Raw genomic sequence first — 23906 nt, 5'->3', positions numbered from 1 at the left:
TTTTTCTTTTACTTTATGAGCAACGACGAATTATATATCAAAAGATGCATTGAGCTCGCCCAAAAAGCCCTGGGTAAGACTTATCCCAACCCTCTTGTAGGAAGTGTGATCGTTCATAACGGGAACATCATCGGGGAAGGATATCACCACAAAGCCGGGCAGCCCCACGCAGAAATTAATGCAATCAATTCTGTAGAAAATAAAGATCTCATTCCGGAGTCTACGATCTATGTTTCTTTAGAGCCCTGTGCACATTATGGCAAAACACCGCCCTGTGCTTTAAAAATTAAAGAACTCGGCTTCAAAAAAGTAGTAATTGGTGCCATGGATTCTCATGACAAAGTGAATGGAAAAGGAAAGAAGATTATTCAGGATGCCGGTATTGAAGTCGTTTCCGGAATATTGGAACAAGAATGCATCGAATTGAATAAAAGGTTTTTCACCTATCACGAAAAGAAAAGACCCTATATCATTCTGAAATGGGCAGAATCAGGAGATGGGTTTATGGATAAAGACTTTAAACCAACAGCAATTTCCAACTCTTTAGTCAATCAGTTTGTACATCAGTTAAGAGCTGATGAACATGCCATTTTAGTAGGAACCCAGACTGCCATAAATGATAATCCGGGTTTAACGGTAAGAAATGCTGAAGGCGTAAATCCAATAAGAATTCTTATAGATTTCGAGTTAAAAGTTCCTGGAGATTTTAAAATTTACAATGATGAAGCCCAAACATTGGTCATCAATTCTGTCAAAGAAGAAACGGAAAATAATATCAAATTTATCAAAATAGAAAAAGAAAACTTCCTGCCTGATCTGATGGCCACACTTTATAAAGAACAAATACAATCCATTATTATCGAGGGAGGGAAATATACTCTACAACAGTTTATTGACAACGGACTTTGGGATGAAGCGATTGTCATTAAAAATGATGGACTGAAATTGGAAAATGGTACACAAGCTCCTGAATTTACTTATATTATAGACAAAATAGAAAAGTATTCTGATAATTTAATTTATTTTTTTAGATTTCAATAGCTGCCCTCATATTATTTTGATACTATATGGAAAAGGTATTACAAGCCCTGAAGAAGATTATTCAAAATAACCTGTATACATTTTTGAAATATGAGCCAAGCAAAAAAAGTGTAATAAAGACTTACTGTTTTTAAAAAATCAAAAATATTTTCTCTTTATCACAACTCAATGAAATAATTTATATATATTAGTCTTGCAAAAAAAATTCTATGAAAAACAAAAAAAGAATTACAAGACAAAATTTAAGAAGAATCGTTGGTGGTGGAGTTACTCCTGCCAAATGCTGTACATTCTATCCACCGCAACTACAGGCAGAATGCTGTCCAAAACCCTTCGACATGAGTTGTCCACCAGCTTGGCTTGAAGGAGATTTCAAATCAATTTGCGTTTAAAAAAAGGGGCACTGTATGTGCTCTTTTTTCTATCTTATTTTTCAATAATAAATACTAAAGCTTAAATTTGCAACATTAATTACAGAGAGGAATGTTCGAATTTAAAACCATAGAAAAACCCATAGAAAACACTTTATTAAAAGAAAAAGGGAGCAAGTTCATCGGATTTGCCTTTCCTGTCAATAATGAAAAAGAACTGAAGGAAGCATTGGAAAAAGTCAGGACAGAACATCCAAAGGCTACTCATCACTGCTATGCATTCAGAATGGGTATTGAAGGTGAAAATTACCGCGCAAATGATGATGGAGAACCATCAGGAAGTGCCGGGCTTCCGATCTACAACCAGCTTTTAGCCCATGAGATTACCAATGTTCTTGTTATTTCGGTCCGTTATTATGGCGGAACTAAACTCGGTGTTTCTGGTCTTGTAAAAGCGTATAAAGAATGTGCGAAAATCACTCTTGAAGAAGCTAAGATTATTACCAGAGAACTTGAAGCAGAAATGGAGATTCATTTCAATTTCAATCAGCAAAATATCATTTTTACATTGCTCTCTAAATTTGACGCCAAAGTTTTGAATTTTGATGCCAACGAAAATTGTATACTGACTGCTTCTTTGAAGTTAGCCCAAAAAGAAAGCATCTCAGATAAATTATCCGAGATGCAATATGTTTCATTTGAATTTAAAGATTAATTCCTTCTGCTGCCAAGTAATAAAGAAGCCCAGTAAAGTAGCTGTGCAAGAGATCCAATAGCCGCTACGACATATGTTCTTGCCGCCCATTTCAGGCTATCCTGTACACCTGCAAACTCTTCTTGCGTTACCGTTCCCGTATCTTTAAGCCATTTCATCGCTCTGTTACTCGCGTCATATTCTACCGGAAGCGTTACAAATGCAAAAAGAGTTGTCATTGCAAACATCGCTACCCCTATCGCCAGAACTGCAGTGTTTCCGTTGGGATTATCAATGGATCTTGTTGCTGCCATCACACCAATACCGGCAATGAGGACAAATTGCATCAGATTAGAACTTATATTAACAACAGGAACCAGTTTTGAACGCAGGTTCAACATTGAATAGCCTACAGCATGCTGTACTGCATGGCCGCATTCATGAGCTGCTACTGCTGCCGCTGCCGCATTTCTCTGCATATAAACTCCTTCAGAAAGATTAACTGTTTTGTCTGCCGGATTGTAATGGTCTGTCAACTGTCCCGGAACTGAAATAACCTGTACATCATTGATCCCGTTGTCTCTCAGCATTTTTTCTGCAACTTCCTTTCCCGAAAGTCCGTTTCTGAGATGTACATTGGAGTAGTATTCGAATTTCGATTTCAGCTTGGACGAAACCCACCAGCTGACGAGCATCGAGATACCGATAATGATATAATAACCCATCATTGTATTTAGATTTTTGTGTTTGAATTTACCCATATTGATGTAAAAACTGTGCCAAAGTATTACATTTTATTATTTATATTTGTTCTCTAATTACCCTTTAAATATGTCAGACGTTTCCGTTATTGAAGTGAAAAACGCAAACGAATTAAAACAATTCGTAAGGTTTCCGATGGATCTCTATAAAAACAATCCTTATTACGTTCCTTCTTTTATAAAAGATGAATTCAAAATTTGGGATGCCAAAGAAAATCCGGCCTTAAATTATTCAGAATCCAAACAGTTTCTGGCTTTAAAAGACAATAAAGTGGTGGGAAGGATCGCCGTGATCATCAATCATAAAGAAGAACAAGAACTGGGCATCAGAAAAGTACGATTTGGATGGATTGATTTCATTGATGATAAGGCAGTTTCAAAAGCACTCATCCAAAAAGTAATAGATTACGCCAAAGAACATAAAATAGATAAGATTGAAGGACCAATGGGCTTTACTAATCTTGATAAAGCAGGAATGCTAACAATGGGCTTTGATAAGCTGGCAACGATGATCGGAATCTACAATCATGAATATTATCCTAAACATCTGGAAGAACTTGGACTCACTAAGGAAAAAGAATGGGTAGAATATGAAATGAATTTTCCAAAAATTTTACCTGAAAAAGTGGAAAAGTTTAGCGGACTGATTGCCCAGAAATACAAGCTTAAAGTTCTCAATTTCAAATCTAAACAGGAGATCCTTCCATTTGTAGAACCTATGTTTAAGCTGCTTGATGAAACCTATAAACATCTTTCTACCTACACTCCTATTTCAGACGAACAGATCCAGACCTACAGAGAAAAATACTTTCCTTTTATAGACAAAAATTATGTGATCTGTGTAGTAGACGAAAATAACGAACTGGTTTCCTTTGCCATCACAATGCCTTCCTATTCAAAGGCTTTACAAAAATCAAAAGGAAAACTTTTTCCTTTCGGATGGTGGCACTTTTTACAGGCAGGAAAGAAAAATGACCGTGCGAATTTTTACCTGATCGGCATTCATCCTGAATATCAGAGACGTGGTGTAACAGCCATCATATTTAAAGAAATCTTTGTACGTTTTACCAGCATGGGAATTGATTTCGCCGAAACCAATCCTGAACTGGAAGAAAATAAAAGTGTTCAGGTTCTGTGGCAGGACTACAATCCGGTAAATCACAAAAGAAGAAGAACCTATTCGTTAATGATCAATGATCATTGATAAAATGATGAGTTATTAGTGACTTATTTTAAACCGGAAACTAATAACTCATACTTTACACCTCGAATTCCTACCCCGAAATTTTCAATCCGTAACATGTATCCAACAACTCATGAAACCACATCTTATAGTTTTCGCTGTTCTGATTACAGCATTTATTGCTTATAACTTCTTTTTCCAGATGGAAGATGACAGGACAAATACAGCAGTTAACATAATCTTAGCTAGTGTTCTTTTTGGATATATTGCCTTCATGGCCTACGCTCTCCTTAAAAAAATGAAGAAATAAGGACTATTTTTATTCATTCTAAATTACCACTTTTCCCTATTTTCATCCCACTTTTAAGCTTATTAATTTCATGCTTTCTTGTTTATTCGCTAAATTTGCAAATTGAGATAATAATGCAAAAATGAATTTACCTGAAAGTTATATTCCAATCCTATTACAGGCAGGTGTTGCGATAGCATTCGTAGCGGTTTCTCTGCTTGGAGCACATTTTTTAGGGCCAAAACAGAAAAAAGGAAATTCTGTAAAGAACCAAAGCTGGGAATGTGGAGTTCCAGTAGAAGGAAATGCGAGAACACCGTTTTCTATTAAATACTTCCTGACTGCGGTATTGTTCGTACTATTCGATATTGAAATCGTATTTTTTTACCCATATGCGGTTAATTTCAGAGAATTCGGAGTAGAAGGATTCCTGGCCGTACTTATGTTTGTCGCAATCTTTTTCATGGCGTTTTTCTATGTTTGGAAGCGTGGCGCATTAGATTGGGATAAATAAAGAATAGAAATTTTAAATGACAATTTTAGATCAAGAAAATTAGAGTTAAGTTAACATTAACACCAATTTAGAATCTAAATTAAAATCTTAAATCAATCAAATGTCAGATAACAAACCAGTAATAAGAACAGATGCACCAGCTCCCGAGGGATTTGAAGGAGAAGGTTTTTTCGCAACGAAACTGAGCAGTGTAATCGGGATGGCCAGAAAGTTTTCACTTTGGCCGTTACCATTTGCAACCTCTTGTTGTGGTATCGAGTTTATGGCGACCCTGAACCCTACATATGACGCTTCAAGATTTGGTATGGAAAGAAATTCTTTCTCACCAAGACAGGCAGATATGTTGATGGTTTGCGGAACGATATCTAAAAAATTAGGACCTGTCCTAAAAGAAGTTTACACTCAGATGGCAGAGCCAAAATGGGTGGTTGCTGTTGGAGCCTGTGCTTCCAGCGGTGGTATTTTTGACACGTACTCTGTTTTACAGGGAATTGATAAAATTATTCCGGTGGACGTGTATGTTCCCGGATGTCCTCCAAGACCGGAGCAGATCATTGAAGGCGTAATGCAGGTTCAGGCTCTTTCAGAAAGCGAAAGCATCAGAAGAAGAGATATGCCTGAATACCAGAAATTACTAGATTCTTACAATATAAGCAACTAAGGGAAATGACAAACGAATTTGTATTAGAAGCCATCACAAGAGAATTTCCGGAATCTGTCATTTCAAGTTCAGAACCTTATGGAATGCTGACAATTGAAGTGAAGAAAGATGATATCAAAAAAATCATTCACTATTTGAAAGATTCATCTTTGGAATTCAATTTCCTTACCGATATCTGCGGGATTCATTACCCTGAGTTTCCGGATAAGGAAATAGGTGTAATATATCACCTGCACAATATGATGGCCAATTTCAGATTGCGTCTAAAAATCTTTATGTCCAGAGAAAATATCGAAGTTGATTCCCTTGTGGAATTATATGCCGGAGCCAACTGGATGGAAAGAGAGACCTATGATTTCTACGGAATTAAATTTAAAGGACATCCTGATCTGAGACCTATCCTGAATATGGAAGATCTGGGATACCATCCTATGCTGAAAGAATATCGTCTTGAAGATGGTACCAGAACAGATAAGGACGATAATATGTTCGGAAGATAAAAAGAATATAAATGATTAATGATGATTGGTTCATGATCAATTATCGCTTATCGATTATCAATTATATATTATGAAAGATAACTCATTATCTAATATACTTAACCAATACGAAAGTAAGGAGCAGATTGACGGACAGTTGTATACCCTCAATTTAGGACCTACTCACCCTGCTACCCACGGGATCTTCCAGAATATCTTAACGATGGATGGAGAAAGAATCCTTCACGCAGAGCAAACCGTAGGATATATTCACAGAGCATTTGAAAAAATTTCTGAAAGAAGGAATTATTCTCAGATCACTACCCTTACTGACCGTATGAATTACTGTTCTGCACCTATCAATAACCTTGGTTGGCACATGACGGTTGAAAAACTGATTGGTATTAAAGTTCCAAAACGTGTTGATTATATGCGTGTTATTTTGATGGAATTAGCCAGAATCGGTGACCACCTGATCTGTAACGGGGTAACCGGAATGGATGCAGGAGCTATTACAGGTCTTACCTATATGTTCATCGAAAGAGAACGTATTTACGACATGTACGAGCAAATCTGTGGAGCAAGAATGACAACGAATATGGGAAGAATCGGAGGATTTGAAAGAGATTTCACTCCGAAATTCCATGAGTTATTAAAAGACTTCTTAAAAACTTTCCCTGCCAGATTTAAAGAATTCGGTACTTTACTGGAAAGAAACAGAATCTTTATGGACAGAACCATCGGAGCAGGAGCTATTTCTGCAGAGAGAGCATTAAGCTATGGTTTTACAGGTCCGAATCTACGTGCGTCAGGAGTAGATTATGATGTGAGAGTGGCACAGCCTTATTCTTCTTACGAAGATTTCGATTTCATTATTCCGGTAGGAACTGCAGGTGACACTTACGACCGTTTCATGGTCCGTCAGCAGGAAATCTGGGAATCTCTTAAAATTATCAACCAGGCATACGACAATCTTCCGGAAGGTCCATTCCATGCGGATGTTCCTGATTTCTATCTTCCTGAAAAGGCAGATGTTTACAAGAAGATGGAAGCGCTGATCTACCATTTCAAAATTGTAATGGGAGAAACAGAGGTACCTAAAGGAGAAGTATACCACGCTGTAGAAGGAGGAAACGGAGAATTAGGATTCTATCTGGTGAGTGACGGTGGAAGAAGCCCTTACAGACTTCACTTCAGAAGACCATGCTTCATCTACTATCAGGCATACCCTGAAATGATCACAGGTTCTGTAATTTCAGACGCGATCGTTACGATGTGTAGTATGAATATTATTGCGGGAGAATTAGACGCATAATTGAAATTATAAATTTTAGATTATAGATTTTAAATTAATCTAAAATAAGTGTTCAATATAAATAAAAAAAATGATAAGATTTTTAGACTATGATTTTTCATCTAAAATCTAGAATCTAAAATCTAAAATCTTTAAATATGAGCGAAACAATAGCTTTTAAACCGGAAAGTTTAGCACAGGTACACAAAATTATCGCAAGATATCCTGAGGGAAGACAAAAGTCTGCCCTTCTTCCTGTACTCCACTTGGCACAGAAAGAATTCGGAGGATGGTTAGACGTTCCTGTGATGGATTATGTTGCTGAATTATTAAGTATTAAGCCAATTGAAGTATATGAAGTAGCCACTTTTTATACCATGTTCAATATGAAGCCGGTTGGTAAATATGTTTTGGAAGTATGCAGAACCGGGCCTTGTATGGTTTGCGGAAGCGAGAAGATCCTTGACCATATCAGAACTAAACTGAACATTAAAGACGGGGAAACTACCGAAGACGGAATGTTTACCCTAAAGCCTGCCGAATGTCTTGGAGCTTGCGGATACGCACCCATGCTGCAGCTTGGAAAATTCTTTCACGAAAATTTAACGATAGAAAAAGTAGACGAAATCCTTGATCTTTGCAGACAAGGACAGGTTGCTGTAGATTAATAAAAATTTAAAATTTTACATTTTAGATTTTAAGTCAACTTAAGTTTTAATAATAAATGCAAAAAGCCAAAAGCCAATTGCAACAAGAAAATAACATGAGTAAAAAACTTTTACTTAAAGACGCACATATAGAAGGCATTCGTTACTTTGAAACCTACCGTAAACAGGGAGGTTACACCGCAGCTGAAAAAGCCTTGAAAATGACCCCTGACGAAATTCTTGAAGAAGTAAAAGCTTCAGGACTTCGTGGACGTGGTGGAGCAGGATTCCCGACAGGAATGAAATGGAGCTTTCTGGCAAAACCGGAAGGCGTGCCAAGACACCTTGTCGTAAATGCTGATGAATCTGAGCCGGGAACTTTCAAGGACAGATATCTGATGGAATTTCTTCCTCATTTACTGATCGAAGGAATGCTGATCTCATCTTTCTGCTTAGGTTCAAATGTTTCCTATATCTACATCCGTGGAGAATATTCATGGATTCCTGATATTTTAGAAGAAGCGATTGAAGAAGCCAAAGCAGCAGGATTTTTAGGCAAAAATATCATGGGAACGGGCTTCGACTGTGAAATTTACGTTCAGAGAGGTGGTGGAGCCTATATTTGTGGTGAAGAAACCGCATTGCTTGAATCCCTTGAAGGTAAAAGAGGAAACCCAAGATTAAAACCACCATTCCCGGCTGTAAAAGGACTTTGGGAAAGGCCAACAGTGGTAAATAACGTGGAATCTATCGCAGCCATCGTTCCAATTATTGATATTACAGGAGCTGAATACGCTAAAATCGGAGTAGGAAGATCTACAGGTACAAAATTAATTTCTGCCTGTGGAAACATCAACAAACCAGGAGTGTATGAAATCGATATGACCATTACGGTTGAAGAATTCATTTACTCTGATGAATATTGTGGTGGAATTAAAGACGGAAAAAAATTAAAAGCTTGTATTCCGGGAGGAAGCTCTGTTCCGATTGTTCCTGCTAATTTATTATTGAGAACTGTAAACGGAGAGCCAAGATACATGAACTATGAATCATTAGCTGATGGTGGTTTTGCTACCGGAACGATGATGGGCTCAGGAGGTTTTATCGTTTTAGATGAAGACCAGTGTATCGTGGAACATACTATGACTTTAGCGAGATTTTATCATCACGAGAGTTGTGGACAGTGTACACCTTGCCGTGAAGGAACGGGATGGATGTACAAAATCCTGAAGAAGATAGAAAAAGGGGAAGGAAAAATGGAAGACATCGACCTTCTTTGGGATATACAGAGAAAAATTGAAGGAAATACCATCTGTCCATTAGGAGATGCAGCGGCGTGGCCCGTTGCAGCAGCAATCCGTCACTTTAGAGACGAGTTCGAATGGCATGTAAAAAATCCTGAATTATCTCAGACACAAAATTATGGATTGGCACATTATGCAGATCCAATTCCTGCTGTTGAAAAAAATGCTTAGCTAAAAAAATAATGAAGAAGTTATTGGTTGTCGGCTTAATGATGTCGGGGTTTATTGCTTTTGGGCAAGTAAAAAAAGATACATTAAATAAAGAATATAAACTGGAGGTCACTCCATACAAAGCTGAAAAGAAAGAAAAACCATTACCATTAAGTAAAAAAGGTCAGGTCTTCGTTTTTTACGGATGGAACAGAGGAGCTTTCAGCAATTCTGACATTCATTTTACCGGAAACGGATATGATTTTCAGTTGAATAATGTACAGGCCAGAGATAAACCTACGAAGTTCGGAATCGTTTATATCGATCCAAGCTGGTTTACCGTAACGCAGTACAATTTCAGAATAGGATATTTTATAAAAGATAATTTAGCCTTGGTTTTAGGAATAGATCATATGAAATATGTGATGAAACAGGACCAGACGGTTGATTTTTCAGGAACAATTTCAGATCCTAAATATGCAGCGATGGTTCATAACGGACAGGTTAATTTAGCAGACACCGAGTTCCTTACTTTCGAGCATACAGACGGACTTAATTATGAGAATTTAGGTCTTGAGAAATATAAAAACCTTATTCATAGGAAAAATATAGATTTAGTATGGTCTTATGGAGCGGGAATCGGAGTAATGTTTCCTAAAAGTAATATCAAACTTTTCGGGAATGAAAGAAGCGACCGTTTCCACGTTGCTGGAATGGGAACCGATCTTAGATCCAGCCTTAACCTGGTTTTCTGGAAAAACTGGATGATCAGAGCAGAGGCAAAAGCAGGATATATCAATATGTGGGATATTAAAACCACATTAAATAACAAGCCGGATAAAGCCCGTCAGGATTTTGTTTTCGGACAAGTCCTTGCAGGAGTGGGATATACATTTAACACGAAGAAGTATAATTAAAATATAGCTTAACGCCTTAAAAGCATAAGCGAAAGCATAGAATATGAGCGAAGAGGTTAAAAAATTCAAAATAACTATAGACGGACAGACCACTGAAGTCTTGCCTGGGACTTCTATTTTGGAAGCTGCCAGACAAATCGGTGGAAAATCTGTACCTCCTGCAATGTGCTATTACAGCAAATTGGAAACCAGTGGAGGGAGATGTAGAACTTGCTTGGTTGAAGTTTCAAAAGGATCCGAAGCAGATCCGCGCCCTATGCCAAAATTAGTTGCGAGTTGCAGAACTAACGTGATGGACGGTATGGAGGTGAAGAATCTTTCTTCCGAAAAAGCTCAGGAAGGCAGAAAAGCCGTTACCGAATTCCTATTGGTAAACCACCCTCTGGACTGTCCTATTTGTGACCAGGCTGGTGAATGCCACCTTCAGGATCTTGGGTATGAACACGGAAACCTTGAAACCAGAACTGAATTTGAAAGAAACACTTACGAAGCAGACGATCTTGGTCCTAATATCAAGCTGAATATGAACCGTTGTATCCTTTGTGCAAGATGTGTATTGGCAGCAAACCAGTTAACAGGTGAAAGAGAACACGGAATTCTTTTCAGAGGAGATCACGCTGAAATTTCTACCTATTTAAATAAAGCTTTGGATAATGACTTCATCGGAAACATTATTGATGTTTGCCCGGTTGGAGCATTAACAGACAGAACTTCCCGTTTCGCAAGCAGAGTTTGGTTCACAAAACCAATGAATGCTTCTTGTAAATGTGATAAATGTTCAGGAAAAGCCGTAGTTTGGATGAAAGGTGACGAAATTGTAAGAGTTACTGCCAGAAAAGACCAGTGGGGTGAAGTGGAAGAATTCATCTGCGATACCTGCCGTTTTGAAAGAAAAGAACTTTCTGACTGGAATATTGAAGGTCCTAGACATATCGACAGACATTCGGTAATTTCATTGAACCACTACGAAAAACCTAAGGATGAGCTAAGAGTATTAGACAATCCTATGGCCAAAGAAATCAGTGAAAAAGACGAAAAATTATAACAAATTATAAATTTTAAATTATAGATTTTAAATTCACAATCTATAATCTAAAATCTAAAATCTAAAATTCAGAATGGATTTACTAACATTTAAACTTATACTTGTACTGGCACTTTTCCTGCTGTCTCTTACGATAGCCGCCTACTCTACCTGGGCAGAAAGAAAAGTTGCCTCTATCATGCAGGATAGAATTGGTCCCAACAGAGCTGGACCTTTCGGATTGCTGCAGCCACTGGCCGATGGTGGAAAGTTTTTCTTTAAGGAAGATTTTACCCCTGCCAATGCTGAAAAGTTTCTTTTCGTATTAGGGCCGGCTTTGGTCATGTTTATTTCATTGATCACGGGAGCAGTTATTCCTTGGGGTAAAACTTTGAATTTCGGTGGAGTTTCTTATGATTTACAAGTAGCAAATATTGATGTTGGAGTACTTTTCATCATCGGAATGGCTTCAATCGGTGTATACGGAATTATGATCGGAGGTTGGGCTTCCAATAACAAATATTCATTATTAGGAGCTATCCGTGCTTCTTCCCAGATGATCTCTTACGAATTGGCGATGGGATTGGCTTTACTTTCTATCATCATGATGACGGGAAGTTTAGATTTAAAAGAAATTACAGAAAGCCAGACTACAGGAAAGCTTTGGGGAGTTATTCCATGGGTTTCCGGACTGAACTGGAATATTTTCTACCAGCCGATTGCTTTCCTGGTATTCTTTGTTGCTGCTTTGGCAGAAACCAACAGACATCCTTTCGATTTACCTGAATGTGAATCTGAACTGGTAACAGGATATTCTACAGAATATTCATCCATGAAATTAGGTTTATACATGTTCGGTGAATATGTAAACATGTTTATCTCCAATGCTTTCATGGTCGTTCTTTTCTTTGGTGGGTACAACTATCCGGGAATTGAATGGGTAACTCAGCACTGGGGTGAAAACATTGCAGGAATCTTGAGTATCGTAGCATTTTTAACAAAAACGGTAATCGGAATTCTGATCTTTATGTGGATCAGATGGACGCTTCCAAGATTTAGATATGACCAATTGATGCACTTAGGATGGAAAACTCTGATCCCAATGGCATTGGTAAACCTGCTGATTACAGGAGCTGTAATTTTAGCATTTGGAAATTAAAAATTAAAATTAATTAAGATAACAGGCAAGATTAGTCTAAAATCTAATGTCTAACATCTAACATCCATAATTAAATGAAACTTACGAACAGATCAAAAGTTGTTTCCAACAAAGAAATGACCCTTGCTGAAAAGATCTACCTTCCTGCCATTTTTACAGGAATGGGGATTACGTTTAAGCATGCTGTAAGAACCGTTATAAAAGGTGCTCCCGCAGTATATTCATATCCGGAAGTACAGAAACCGAGAACTACCATCTGGAGAGGTCAGCACGTTCTGAAAAGAGACGAAGAAGGCAGAGAAAGATGTACGGCTTGCGGACTTTGTGCTGTGGCCTGTCCTGCAGAAGCCATTACCATGACGGCTGCAGAAAGAACAAAAGAGGAAAAAGGACTTTACAGAGAAGAAAAATATGCATCAGTATACGAAATCAATATGCTGAGATGTATTTTCTGCGGGATGTGTGAAGAGGCTTGTCCTAAATCTGCGATCTATCTTACAGACAGATTGGTAGATGTAGAAACCAACAGAGGATCTTTCATCTATGGAAAAGATAAATTGGTTGAAAAAATAAATGAAAGGATTGACATTACGACAAGACAATCCGAGAAACAAAAAAATGCGGTAAAATAATGGATCAGTTTTTATTTTTCTTGGTGGCGTTTTTAGCAGTGGCTAGTGCAGTTTATTTTGTATTTGCAAGAAATCCTCTCTATGCTATTTTGTCATTAATTGTTACGATGTTTTCAATTGCCGGGATGTACATTCTTCTGAATGCACAGTTCCTTGCGATCATTCAGATTATAGTGTATGCCGGAGCGATCATGGTATTGTTCTTATATATCCTGATGATGCTTAACCTTAATAAGGAAGACGAAAGTAAGAAGGGCAATACTTTAAAATTTGTCGGAGTTTTTACAGCAGGTCTTCTGTTAATTGGAGTTTTAGGCGTATTCAAAGGTGTTAAGGACAATCACATTGTTGTTGAAAATGTAGACAGAGGCGTTGGTCTTACGAAAAATCTGGGGAGACTTTTGTTTAACGAATATGTTTTACCGTTTGAGCTTGCCTCCATCCTTATTTTGGCTGGTATTGTAGGTGCGGTATTAATCGGTAAAAAAGATTTATAAAATTATGGGAGAAGTAAATACATTTATACAAAGCGTCCCTCTTAACTATTTTATCATCCTTTCTTCAGTATTATTCTGTTTGGGAGTATTGGGAGTATTGTTGAGAAAAAACGCTATTGTTATTTTGGGCTGTGTAGAGCTTATGCTGAATTCTGTAAACCTTTTATTGGCTGCTTTTTCAGCGTATAAAGGAAACGGAGACGGACAGCTTTTAGTTTTCTTCATTATGGTGGTAGCCGCCGCTGAAGTAGCGGTAGGTCTGGCAATTATTGCTATGCTGTATAGAAATACCCGTTCTGTAGATGTTAGTATATTTAATAAATTAAGAGGATAAGGAATGGAAAATTTAGTGTATGCAATAGTACTTTTACCACTTTTAGGGTTTCTTATTAACGGTTTATTCGGGAAAAATCTTCCAAAAATATTGGTAGGCTCTCTGGCTACAGCAATGGTTTTCGGATCATTCTGCATCGCTGTAAGCATTTTCATGAACATGGATTCTGAAAGTCAGCCTATCATCGTAAAAGCTTTTGAGTGGTTTACAGTAAACGGGATCCAGATTAATGTCGGATTCCAGATTGATCAGCTTTCATTAATGATGGTGATGATCATTACAGGTATCGGTTCTCTTATCCATTTATATTCTATCGGATATATGAGCCACGACAAAGGCTTCTATAAGTTTTTTACTTATTTGAATCTTTTCATCTTCTCTATGCTACTTTTAGTGATGGGAAGCAATTACCTGATCCTGTTCATCGGATGGGAAGGAGTTGGTCTTTGTTCTTATTTACTAATTGGATTCTGGTATACCAATGAAGAATATGGTAAAGCAGCAAGAAAAGCTTTCATCATGAACAGAATTGGTGACCTTGCCTTACTGATCGGGATCTTCATGATCGCTTCTCAGACCAATGCAGTAGATTACCTTACCGTAGCACAGAACGCTTCAAAATTTGAATTAGACGGAACAGTAATTATCTTTATTACAGCCAGTTTATTTATCGGAGCTACCGGTAAATCGGCTCAGGTTCCTTTATATACATGGTTACCGGATGCAATGGCCGGACCAACTCCTGTATCAGCGTTGATCCACGCAGCTACAATGGTAACAGCAGGGATCTATTTAGTGGTAAGATCAAACTTCTTATTCACTTTAGCACCTACCGTTCAGGGAGGAATTTTATTCATCGGATTCTTAACCGCTGCTTTGGCAGGATTCTATGCACTTCGTCAGAACGATATCAAAAAAGTATTGGCCTACTCTACCGTTTCACAGCTTGGATTTATGTTCATTGCTTTAGGATTGGGAGCTTATACAACAGCGATGTTCCACGTAATGACGCACGCATTCTTTAAGGCTTTATTATTCTTAGGTGCAGGTTCTGTGATCCACGCCATGAGTAACGAACAGGATATGCGTTTCATGGGGGGGCTGAAAAAATACATTCCAATAACTCATGCAACTTTCCTTATCGGAACGTTAGCAATATCAGGTTTCCCTTTATTATCAGGGATGATCTCTAAAGACGAAATTTTAGTAGCAGCTTTCGCTAAAAATCCAATCTATTGGGTATTTTTATTCATTTTAGCGGCTATTACAGCAACATATATGTTCAGACTGTACTATTTGACATTCCACGGAGAATTTCAGAGGGACAGAAGATCAGAAACACCATTTACATGAAAGTCCAAAAAGCATGACTTTACCATTGATCGTATTGGCTATCCTTTCTGTGCTTGGAGGTTTAATCAACCTTCCTCACTTCATCGGACATGGTCATTATGCAAAATTAATGGAATGGTTGAAGCCGGTTCTTACCGAAGAAAGCTTTAAACAGATGGAAGCTACTCTTTCGGGAGTGCCTTTCGGAACTGAAATGATATTATTAGCAGCCACAGTGCTGATGTTCTTCTCCGTATGGTTTATTGTAAAAAACACTTACGTGAAAAAGAAAAAGATGGCACTGGCAGAAGAGAGCTACACCGGATGGGAAAAGCTTTCTGCTAAAAAACTATATGTAGACGAACTTTACAATGCATTGATTGTAAAAACTGTTGAAGGATTAGGACGCGGAGGAAAGATGTTTGATAAAGGGATCTTAGACCGTTTTGTAGACTTCGTTGGCGAAGGCGCTGAAGACAGCGGAAAAGCCATGAAGCGTATCCAGAACGGAAATGTAGAGACTTATATTCTTATCATGTCTTTAGCAGTGGGAATTATACTGATTGTTAACTTTATATTACAATAATGTCGGGTTTATTATTAACATTATTACTATTACCTCTTGTAGGTTCGGGATTAGTTTTTGCATGGAAAAATAAATCCAGCAAATACTTGGCGCTAGGAATTGCATTGATCCAAATGCTTATTACTTTCTACATTGCAGCGGATTTTGATTTTAATCCGACGGTAGACAGTGTATTGCAGCACGAGATCAATTATCCCTGGTCACAGTTTATTAAAAGCTCACTTCATTTCGGAATTGACGGAATGAGTCTGCTTCTATTATTGTTGACCAATATCTTGACGCCAATCATTATTTTATCTTCTTTCAACGAAAATGTAAACTACAGAAATACATTCTATGGTCTGATCCTGCTGATGCAATTTGGTCTTGTAGGGGTGTTCACTTCTTTAGACGGATTATTATTCTACATTTTCTGGGAAGTAACCCTGATTCCGATCTGGTTTATTGCCGGACTTTGGGGCCAGGAAAATAAAAGATTTGAATTCACTACCAAATTCTTCGTTTATACATTCGTTGGGTCATTATTTATGTTAGCCGGATTGATCTATGTGTACAACCACTCTGCATCATTCGCTTTAACAGACTTATACAATGCTCAGCTTAACGAAGTACAGCAGACGGTGGTATTCTGGTTTATCTTCTTTGCATTTGCAGTGAAATTACCGGTATTTCCATTCCATACATGGCAGCCGGATACGTATACCTATTCTCCTACTCAGGGGTCCATGCTTTTATCAGGGATCATGCTGAAGATGGCAGTGTACGGTGTTATCCGTTATTTACTTCCGATCACTCCAATTCCAATTGCAGGAATTTCGGGGCAGATTGTCATTATCCTTGCCATTGTAGGAATTGTTCATGGTGCATTAATTGCCATCATCCAGACTGATATGAAAAGAATCATTGCGTATTCTTCTTTCTCTCACGTAGGATTAATGGTAGCGGGGATCTTCTCTTCTGCAGTAATTACCTTAAGAGGAACATTCAATATTGAAGGAGCTGAAGGTGCATTGGTGCAAACTTTTGCACACGGTATCAATGTAGTTGGATTATTCTATTGTTGTGATATTTTATACAAGAGATTTAAATCAAGAGACATCAGACAAATGGGAGGTTTAGCGAAAGTGGCTCCGAAATTTGCCGTGTTGTTCCTGATCATTATACTAGGTTCAATGGGAGTTCCATTGACTAATGGGTTCATTGGGGAATTTATTCTGTTGAAATCAGTCTATGACTTTAACGGATTGGCAGCCGTGATCGCTGGTCTTACCATCATTCTTTGTGCCGTTTACCTATTGAGATTCTACGGAAGAGCAATGTTTGGGGAAGGAGACGAAGCTGTTTTAAGTACCGCAAAAGACCTATCCGCTGTAGAATTCTCAGTATTGGCAAGTTTAGCCGTTTTTGTAATCGTCTTGGGTATTTTCCCACAGCCGATTATCGATATGGTGAATAGTTCGCTGACATTTATCTACACAGCGATGGGTAGCTAACCAGAAGATTAAAAGATTTAAAAATTAAAAAATTAAGAGATCCGGAAATGAGGAATCAGAAATTTAGTCTCGTCTCTCATGTCTCACCTCTCAAATCTATATTATGAGTGTTTTAATTATTGTTTTCCTAACAGCAGTTATTGCGTTATTTTCAGGAGTTTTCGAACAGGGAAAATTCGCAAGATACATTGGGATTTTAGGATTGATCATCGCATTATATGTAAGTTTCTTACCCGAATGTGCTTTCTTTGAAAAGTACAGACACATGTATGAATACACTGCAAATACTGCGTTATTCACCAAAATATCTATTGTAACCACCTTATTGTTATTCTTCCTGGGAGGTTTTGCATTCAGCAACCACAGAAGCCACCAGTCAGAATTATATGCACTGATGCTTTTTGGCGCTTTGCGGTGGAATTACCCTTTTCGGATACCAGAATATGGTAACGCTTTTCTTAGGGGTAGAAATTCTGTCCATCCCGTTATACGTAATGGCAGGAGCCAACAAAACTGATTTAAGATCAAACGAAGCTTCAATCAAATATTTTCTGATGGGCGCCTTCGCAACAGGTTTCTTACTGTTCGGAATTGCATTTATCTACGGAAGTACAGGAAGTTTCGATTTATATAAAATCCAGGATTTTGGAGTTAAAAATCCTAAAGACGTTATGTTCATTTTGGGAGTTCTGCTTATCCTTTGTGCACTGGCATTCAAAGTAGCATTAGCTCCTTTCCATATGTGGAGTCCTGATGTGTATGCAGGTTCCCCTTCACTGATTACAGCATTTATGGCGAGTGTAGTAAAGATCTCAGGATTCTTTGCCCTATTCAGATTAATGACCATCGGATTTGGAGGAGTGACTGAACAGTGGATCAATGTTTTCGGAGTATTCCTGATCATCACATTACTTTTAGCCAACGTTATGGGTCTTGCCCAAACCAATGCAAAAAGAATGTTAGCCTACTCTTCCGTTTCACATGCAGGATACATTGGATTGGTATTCTTTGGAATGACAAGCCTTTCTACCTATAACTTAGCCTTCTATTTATTTGCTTATGCACTATCAACGGTAGGTGTTTTCATGTGCCTGATTTACGTAGAAAAATTAAAGAGAGAAACTTCTTTCGGAGCTTTCAGAGGATTGGCAAAGTCTGAACCCCTATTAGCGACAGTGGCTGCAATCTCTATGCTTTCAATGGCAGGAGTTCCGTTAACCGCTGGTTTCATGGGGAAATTTGCTTTATTCTCCCAAGCGATGAATTCTACGCATGGAGTTTTCTTAGTATTGGTAGCTGTATTAGGTTCAGCAGTATCTATCGCTTACTACTTAAGACTAATTATTTCAATGTTCTTCTTTAAAGATTCTACATTTAAATCATCAGAAAAAGTAACCCTTACTTACAATATTGTAGCAGTATTTGTCATTGCATCAATTATCATATTAGGAGTTTTCCCTGATCTGTTTGCAAGACAGTTCGGATTATAAAAATCCCAATATAAAATATACAAGCACAACTATTTTGGTTGTGCTTTTTTATGGTTAATTTTATCAACGTATTGATGCTTATTTTTTATCACAAAGTCATAAATTAAAACCCTTTTACACTTAAAGGTTATGCAAGAATGATAAAGTCGCGGATTAAAGGTGCTGCATCAATCAAAGATTGATTTTTTCTTTGTATTCTTAGTCTAAACATTATCTATCATAAAGCTTTGCATCAAGACAAATATGTCCAATATTTAAACCATCACAAAATAAAAGCAAAAAACCAAATTCTTATTTAAATATGCTGGGAAACTGCTAAATTTGAATAACATTGACCACCATGAAGAAAATCTTTATCACTTTATTGACTTCATCAGTCATTGCTGCAATTGTTTTTTATGTAAGCAAAGACAAAACAGATGTGGGCAATTACCAAATGCTTGTCGCGGCTGTTGCTATCATATTTAGCGTACCGCTAATGAAATTTCTGTTTCCGGTAACCAAAGAATTAAAGATCGGAACATCAGAATTTTATCCTAATCTTTTTCACAAAACTGCAGAATATTTTAAAAAGAAAAGAAGTAACAGATAATGTTTTATCTTTTACCGGATTTTGTTTAAGAAAAGTAAGTAAAGGTATGTAAAATATAGTTTTCACCAATTTACAGCAGATTGGGAAGTGGCCTTTTTTTCATAACTTTACTTTAAAATTCAGCTCTTGGCCAATCTTTATAAAAAAGACGCTCCATTTCAGGTTCTCATATCATTCAAAAAGTATTTGGATGTACTGGAACATATCCGGTACAACGACCGTTTGGAGTATAGGGTTAATTATGCTGAATCTTTAATTGAAAGGACAAAAAAATTTCCTGAGCTACGAGACGGATTCCTGGATGAAACTCTTCTCGAAAAACATGAAGACCTCATCAGGCAGATTCTTGCAGACCTCTTCCCTACCGGTCTTACACACAATGAAATCAAAGCGGCCAGTGTTCCGCTTTCCAAAACTACTTTCAATTATACCGAAAGATTTAAAAGCATACTTAAAGATGCCGGAAAGGATTTTGAAATAGAGCTGAGAAATATCGGGGACGATGAATTTTATGTATTCTGCTGCTGCCTTATTCTTCAGACTTATTTCAAAAGAGATATCAAAAGCACCATGCCTCTCTATTATGATATCCCAAACAGGCTGGGAATCATGAAACATTATAAAATTACGGTCAATTCAGACTTTATAGAGGTTTACCCTACTGAAGAGGCAAAAATTCCGTCTGATGATGTGCTGGATATGCTGCTTGAAAATCTGGACGATTTTAAACTGTGGAAAAAATATTTTCCTTCAAAATCATGGATTTTAAAAGGTTTCACTATTGTTTCTCTTGTAGACTGTACTTCTGAAGTGGCGCTTTCTGATCTGAAATCGAGCATGATAGAAATTGATCCGGAGGATTTGAGCCCGGATGAAAATCTTGTTGAAATTTTCAAATCTTATTTCGATGTCCCGGAACTTAATTTCGGGCTTATGCTTTTCGATAAAAAAGATCAGAAACTCGGCAGACTTCCGATATACGAAAATGTTTTCACCCATCACGTTCTGGATTTCTGGATCAATGCATTTGATGAAGAAACCCGGAAAAATACTTTTACCAATTTAAATCACAACTCCAAACCGATTGTTATCTCCAATGTCAATAAACTGGAGGAAAATGTTAAAAGCCTACCTTCTTTTAGTATTTTAAGAGACAACAATATCAACAGCTTCATGGTGATTCCTATCATGAAAGACAATGAGCTTCTGGCTATTATGGAGTTTACATCTCCACAAGCCAACAGTTTCAATGGTTTAAAGCTGAAAAAAATGGAGTTTTTCACTGATATGATCCTTTTTTCCCTAAATAGGTTCAGCTTTGAAAAAAACTATCAGATAGAAGCCATTATCCAGCGTGAATACACCTCCATCCATGACAGTGTGGTATGGAAATTCAGAAATGAAGCCGAAAAATATTTCAATGCTTCGCTGGGAAAAAAAATGTACACACTGAAACAGATCTCCTTCAAAAACCTGACACCTCTGTTTGGGTTCTCAGATATCCGTTCCTCTTCAGATAAGCGTTTTAATCTGATGCTGGAAGATATTAACCAACAGCTCGATAGCCTTCATGACATTTTCACAATGATCAATTCAGATTCAGAGAAATATCTTCTGGCGCTGGATGTTTTTGAAAACGAGCTGAACAACGAGATCAAAGCAGACACGGAGCAACGCCTTCAAAGGCTGCTGAGAGAAGAAATACATCCTTACCTGCAGGGAAAACTGGAAATGAAAGCAGACAAGGAAATAAAAAATAAGATCAAAGATTACTTTTTACAGATTTTTACCCAGACCGATTTATTTTATGCCAACAGAAAAAGGCCTGGATGATTCTATAACCCTCGTCAACCGGAAGCTGGCTGATATGCTGGATGAAGGCCAGGTGAAAGCACAGGAGCTATTCCCGCATTATTATGAAAGGTTCAAATCCGATGGTGTAGAGCACAATTTATACATTGGGCACAATATTGCACCGGATCTTCCGTATACTTCAAAAGTGGTTCATAAATTAAGATACTGGCAGCTGAAAACAATGTGCAATATGGAGCGTGAATTCCAGAATTTCAAAAGAGATCTGCCCATCCGGCTGGATATTGCCTCCTTGATTTTTGTTTACAATGAAAAAATAGACATCCGCTTCAGAATGGATGAAAAACGTTTCGATGTAGACGGTGCTTACAATTCGTACTATGAAATTGTAAAAAAACGCCTGGATAAAGCACACGTTAAAGATTCATCAGAAAGGATTACCTGTCCCGGCAAGATCACCATCGTTTATTTCGGTATGGAAAACCAGAAAGAATACCTGGAATACATCAATAAGCTTCAGAAAAAAGGAATTCTGCAGAATGATATAGAATTTTTAAAAGTGGAAGACCTTCAGGGAATTACGGGATTGCTGGCATTGAGGGTTTCTTTGGTTTAATAACAACTATTCCGTAATCTTATAATTTTGTACTATTACAAATAAAAAACCGCCTTTCAGCGGTTTATCTCACTATTGCTTTATAAATACTAAGCTTTCAGTTTCTGGTATATAATGTTATAATCTAAGCTTACTATCTTCCATGAAATTTGAGTGGAATTTTATTTTTTTAACAATCTAAAATGTAATACGACCTATAATCCTTTTTCTCTATAAAAATTAACTGTGTTTTTTATAAGATTTAATTTAGCAATTCCACTCCGCATACCAATAAAAATATTTTCTTCATCGAATACAATTACAGAATTTGGATATAAATTTCGCCAAAACTGGTTTCTAAAAATGGTTACTGCTTTTTGATTCACTACTTTATAAAAACCATGATGAGAGACAAGATAAATAGTGTCATTAAATATAGTAAATGCTTCTAAGGCATCCCCAAAGGATTCAATTTTTTCATATGTGAAAACTGAATCTTTTTTTAATTCGTATAAACTTCCCCAAATCCCTGAACCTTCAGTGAAATAAATTTTGTTTTGGAATTTGAATATATCAATAACATTTCCAAATTTTATTTCTATCATTTTTTCTTTACCTTCTTTGGGCTGAAAGTATAATGCTCCTCCCATTCTCCTTTATTTTCTCCAATCAGTTTTCCCTCTTCGATTTCTAATTCAGAATTCTTTTTATAATAACTGGTCTTTTCCACTACCAATCTGTCATTATCTTTTTTCACAGCATAACTATCTTCAGAGTGGTTCAAAACAAACCATTCTTCAGACTCTACTTTTGGAATAGCATGCCCACTAAAATTATCAGGAATTTTTATTTCCTGTCCTGCACAATAAAAACAAAAATAGATTACGGATAAAAAAATCAACCTTTTTTCCATTGAGATATTGGACTATTTAATTACTGTTTTGTCAATACTAAGTTTTAAGTTTCTGGCAAATAAATATTATAATCTAAACTTAGAAGACAAGTAATATTATTTCGTCTAGTCGTTTCGGGATAATAATTCCAAGAAAATTGTATAGTAGTCATCTTTTTTAAAATAATTTCTCCAATACCAACACTACAATTTCCTCCTGCAAATATTAAATTCACTAAACTACCATTCATTTCAGTATTAGAACTTTCAATTAGAAGTTTGACATCATTATCAAAATTTTTACTCAAAGATGATTGCATTCCCATTTGCATTTTTAATTTCATATCTTACAATTAACTGATCTTGAAAATAATTTACCAAGCATTTCGAACGGCTTGTGCAATTTTTTTGTAATATTTATCTTGAAAATTTGCGATCCAAGCTCCCACATAACTCATTATTTAAATCTTTAAATATGAATTAGCAGGAGAGTTCATTACTGAACTATTTTGTGGTAATACTTGTTGAGATTTGCAAGACAACATAATTGATACTCCTAAAACTATATAAATATTTTTCACTATTGCTTTGTAAAGATTAAGTTCTCAGCTTCTGGCAGGTAAATTGTTTTGTCAGGATTTCCAGGACAATTTTTAGTTGTCAAAACACTACTGTTAGGGTGATAAGACCATGACAAGCTTAAAGGATTAATCTTTTTTAACAGAATTTCTCCCCAGCCAACACCACAATTTGTTCCATTATAATAAAGATATACAGTATTATCTTTTATAGATATACTGGTAATAAAATTTCGGTCAGATTCACCCTGGGCATTAGAATTATTTTGTAAAACTACCCCAGATGAGTCTTTAATGATATATTTTACGAGTAAAATATCCTGATAAAAAGTTGTTGTCAAATCACGCCTAAGGAGGTGATGTTCATCTTTCGTAATAGAAAGAATGGTGGTTCGTCCATTAAATGTCGATTGCCATGTGCCAACATAATAGTTCAATTCATTATTAAGGTCTTTCAAATATGAGCCTGCTTGAACATCATCAGGATAAGTGTTTAATGGGTAGACCTGCTGTGCTTTACAAGAGCTAAAGTTTATTGCTAAAAATATCAATAAACTTTTTATAGTAAGATTTTTCATAATAATT

Annotated in this window: 26 protein-coding genes and 2 pseudogenes; 23 read left to right on the top strand and 5 right to left on the bottom strand. The window is 36.8% G+C overall.

The features are described 5' to 3' along the window. Window positions 1-15: 15 nt before the first annotated feature. The 3 genes from ribD (at window position 16) to QF044_RS00470 (ending at window position 2127) form a co-directional block, all read left to right on the top strand. Window positions 16-1041, top strand: a complete 1026-nt coding sequence (gene ribD, locus QF044_RS00480; RefSeq protein WP_307262398.1) for a bifunctional diaminohydroxyphosphoribosylaminopyrimidine deaminase/5-amino-6-(5-phosphoribosylamino)uracil reductase RibD — start codon at window positions 16-18, stop codon at window positions 1039-1041. Between the two features lie 209 nt (window positions 1042-1250). After that, a complete protein-coding gene (locus QF044_RS00475) occupies window positions 1251-1433 on the top strand; it encodes a hypothetical protein (protein ID WP_307262396.1) in 183 nt (60 codons plus the stop codon). 91 nt (window positions 1434-1524) lie between these two features. Continuing rightward, window positions 1525-2127, top strand: a complete 603-nt coding sequence (locus QF044_RS00470) for a YigZ family protein (protein WP_307262393.1) — start codon at window positions 1525-1527, stop codon at window positions 2125-2127. On the opposite strand, the gene QF044_RS00465 is transcribed toward QF044_RS00470, so the two are convergent. Further along, entirely contained in the window at window positions 2124-2831 is a 708-nt protein-coding gene (locus QF044_RS00465) for a zinc metallopeptidase (protein ID WP_373462672.1), read from the bottom strand. The two genes, QF044_RS00470 and QF044_RS00465, sit on opposite strands and share 4 nt — an antisense overlap. Window positions 2832-2937: 106 nt before the next feature. Between QF044_RS00465 and QF044_RS00460 the strand changes: the two genes are divergently transcribed. From QF044_RS00460 to QF044_RS00365, 20 genes and pseudogenes are all read left to right on the top strand, one after another. Beyond that, on the top strand, window positions 2938-4071 hold the full coding sequence (locus QF044_RS00460) for a GNAT family N-acetyltransferase (RefSeq protein WP_307262388.1): 1134 nt from the start codon (window positions 2938-2940) through the stop codon (window positions 4069-4071). A 112-nt stretch (window positions 4072-4183) separates the two neighbouring features. Then, complete coding sequence (locus tag QF044_RS00455; protein ID WP_307262385.1) at window positions 4184-4360, top strand: hypothetical protein; 177 nt, start codon at window positions 4184-4186, stop codon at window positions 4358-4360. A gap of 121 nt (window positions 4361-4481) precedes the next feature. After that, entirely contained in the window at window positions 4482-4853 is a 372-nt protein-coding gene (locus QF044_RS00450) for an NADH-quinone oxidoreductase subunit A (protein WP_307262383.1), read from the top strand. Window positions 4854-4953: 100 nt separating this feature from the next. After that, complete coding sequence (locus QF044_RS00445) at window positions 4954-5514, top strand: NADH-quinone oxidoreductase subunit B (RefSeq protein WP_259828315.1); 561 nt, start codon at window positions 4954-4956, stop codon at window positions 5512-5514. A 5-nt stretch (window positions 5515-5519) separates the two neighbouring features. Beyond that, on the top strand, window positions 5520-6014 hold the full coding sequence (locus QF044_RS00440; protein ID WP_307262378.1) for an NADH-quinone oxidoreductase subunit C: 495 nt from the start codon (window positions 5520-5522) through the stop codon (window positions 6012-6014). A gap of 70 nt (window positions 6015-6084) precedes the next feature. Beyond that, complete coding sequence (gene nuoD / locus QF044_RS00435) at window positions 6085-7308, top strand: NADH dehydrogenase (quinone) subunit D (protein WP_307262376.1); 1224 nt, start codon at window positions 6085-6087, stop codon at window positions 7306-7308. 137 nt (window positions 7309-7445) lie between these two features. Then, on the top strand, window positions 7446-7955 hold the full coding sequence (gene nuoE / locus QF044_RS00430; RefSeq protein WP_307262374.1) for an NAD(P)H-dependent oxidoreductase subunit E: 510 nt from the start codon (window positions 7446-7448) through the stop codon (window positions 7953-7955). A gap of 95 nt (window positions 7956-8050) precedes the next feature. Further along, window positions 8051-9409 (top strand): NADH-quinone oxidoreductase subunit NuoF, encoded by a 1359-nt coding sequence (gene nuoF, locus QF044_RS00425; protein WP_307262371.1) that lies wholly within the window; start codon window positions 8051-8053, stop codon window positions 9407-9409. 11 nt (window positions 9410-9420) lie between these two features. Then, window positions 9421-10305 (top strand): hypothetical protein, encoded by an 885-nt coding sequence (locus tag QF044_RS00420; RefSeq protein WP_307262369.1) that lies wholly within the window; start codon window positions 9421-9423, stop codon window positions 10303-10305. A gap of 43 nt (window positions 10306-10348) precedes the next feature. Further along, window positions 10349-11350, top strand: a complete 1002-nt coding sequence (locus tag QF044_RS00415) for a 2Fe-2S iron-sulfur cluster-binding protein (RefSeq protein ID WP_307262366.1) — start codon at window positions 10349-10351, stop codon at window positions 11348-11350. 73 nt (window positions 11351-11423) lie between these two features. Beyond that, entirely contained in the window at window positions 11424-12488 is a 1065-nt protein-coding gene (gene nuoH, locus QF044_RS00410; RefSeq protein WP_307262364.1) for an NADH-quinone oxidoreductase subunit NuoH, read from the top strand. Between the two features lie 74 nt (window positions 12489-12562). Continuing rightward, the gene (locus tag QF044_RS00405) at window positions 12563-13120 is read left to right on the top strand and encodes an NADH-quinone oxidoreductase subunit I (protein WP_040996950.1); all 558 of its coding nucleotides are present in this window, start codon (window positions 12563-12565) and stop codon (window positions 13118-13120) included. Beyond that, window positions 13120-13617, top strand: a complete 498-nt coding sequence (locus tag QF044_RS00400; RefSeq protein ID WP_307262321.1) for an NADH-quinone oxidoreductase subunit J — start codon at window positions 13120-13122, stop codon at window positions 13615-13617. Before QF044_RS00405 ends, QF044_RS00400 begins: the two co-directional genes overlap by 1 nt. Before the next feature lie 4 nt (window positions 13618-13621). Beyond that, a complete protein-coding gene (gene nuoK / locus QF044_RS00395) occupies window positions 13622-13951 on the top strand; it encodes an NADH-quinone oxidoreductase subunit NuoK (protein ID WP_034703571.1) in 330 nt (109 codons plus the stop codon). A gap of 3 nt (window positions 13952-13954) precedes the next feature. Then, window positions 13955-15869 (top strand): annotated as a pseudogene (nuoL, locus tag QF044_RS00390) (NADH-quinone oxidoreductase subunit L). Next, complete coding sequence (locus QF044_RS00385; RefSeq protein WP_307262311.1) at window positions 15869-17362, top strand: NuoM family protein; 1494 nt, start codon at window positions 15869-15871, stop codon at window positions 17360-17362. The pseudogene nuoL and the gene QF044_RS00385 overlap by 1 nt, the downstream one beginning before the upstream one ends. 103 nt (window positions 17363-17465) lie before the next feature. Beyond that, window positions 17466-18852 (top strand): annotated as a pseudogene (locus QF044_RS00380) (NADH-quinone oxidoreductase subunit N). A 340-nt stretch (window positions 18853-19192) separates the two neighbouring features. Then, window positions 19193-19444 (top strand): hypothetical protein, encoded by a 252-nt coding sequence (locus QF044_RS00375; RefSeq protein WP_307262309.1) that lies wholly within the window; start codon window positions 19193-19195, stop codon window positions 19442-19444. 126 nt (window positions 19445-19570) lie between these two features. Then, entirely contained in the window at window positions 19571-21277 is a 1707-nt protein-coding gene (locus QF044_RS00370) for a GAF domain-containing protein (RefSeq protein ID WP_307262306.1), read from the top strand. Then, window positions 21252-21872 carry a hypothetical protein gene (locus tag QF044_RS00365; RefSeq protein WP_307262305.1) on the top strand — a complete coding sequence of 207 codons (621 nt, stop codon included), beginning with the start codon at window positions 21252-21254 and terminating at the stop codon, window positions 21870-21872. The genes QF044_RS00370 and QF044_RS00365 overlap by 26 nt, the downstream gene beginning before the upstream one ends. Window positions 21873-22066: 194 nt before the next feature. Here the strand turns inward: QF044_RS00365 and QF044_RS00360 are convergent, their stop codons facing one another. The 4 genes from QF044_RS00360 to QF044_RS00345 form a co-directional block, all read right to left on the bottom strand. Then, a complete protein-coding gene (locus QF044_RS00360) occupies window positions 22067-22501 on the bottom strand; it encodes a hypothetical protein (RefSeq protein ID WP_307262302.1) in 435 nt (144 codons plus the stop codon). Beyond that, on the bottom strand, window positions 22453-22764 hold the full coding sequence (locus QF044_RS00355) for a hypothetical protein (protein ID WP_307262299.1): 312 nt from the start codon (window positions 22762-22764) through the stop codon (window positions 22453-22455). Before QF044_RS00355 ends, QF044_RS00360 begins: the two co-directional genes overlap by 49 nt. A gap of 44 nt (window positions 22765-22808) precedes the next feature. Next, the gene (locus QF044_RS00350; protein ID WP_307262296.1) at window positions 22809-23087 is read right to left on the bottom strand and encodes a hypothetical protein; all 279 of its coding nucleotides are present in this window, start codon (window positions 23085-23087) and stop codon (window positions 22809-22811) included. 236 nt (window positions 23088-23323) lie between these two features. Beyond that, on the bottom strand, window positions 23324-23899 hold the full coding sequence (locus QF044_RS00345; RefSeq protein ID WP_307262293.1) for a DUF6705 family protein: 576 nt from the start codon (window positions 23897-23899) through the stop codon (window positions 23324-23326). Window positions 23900-23906: the final 7 nt, after the last annotated feature.

Source organism: Chryseobacterium sp. W4I1 (assembly GCF_030816115.1).
Classification (GTDB): domain Bacteria; phylum Bacteroidota; class Bacteroidia; order Flavobacteriales; family Weeksellaceae; genus Chryseobacterium.
This window is presented reverse-complemented; position numbering and strand designations above follow the sequence as displayed.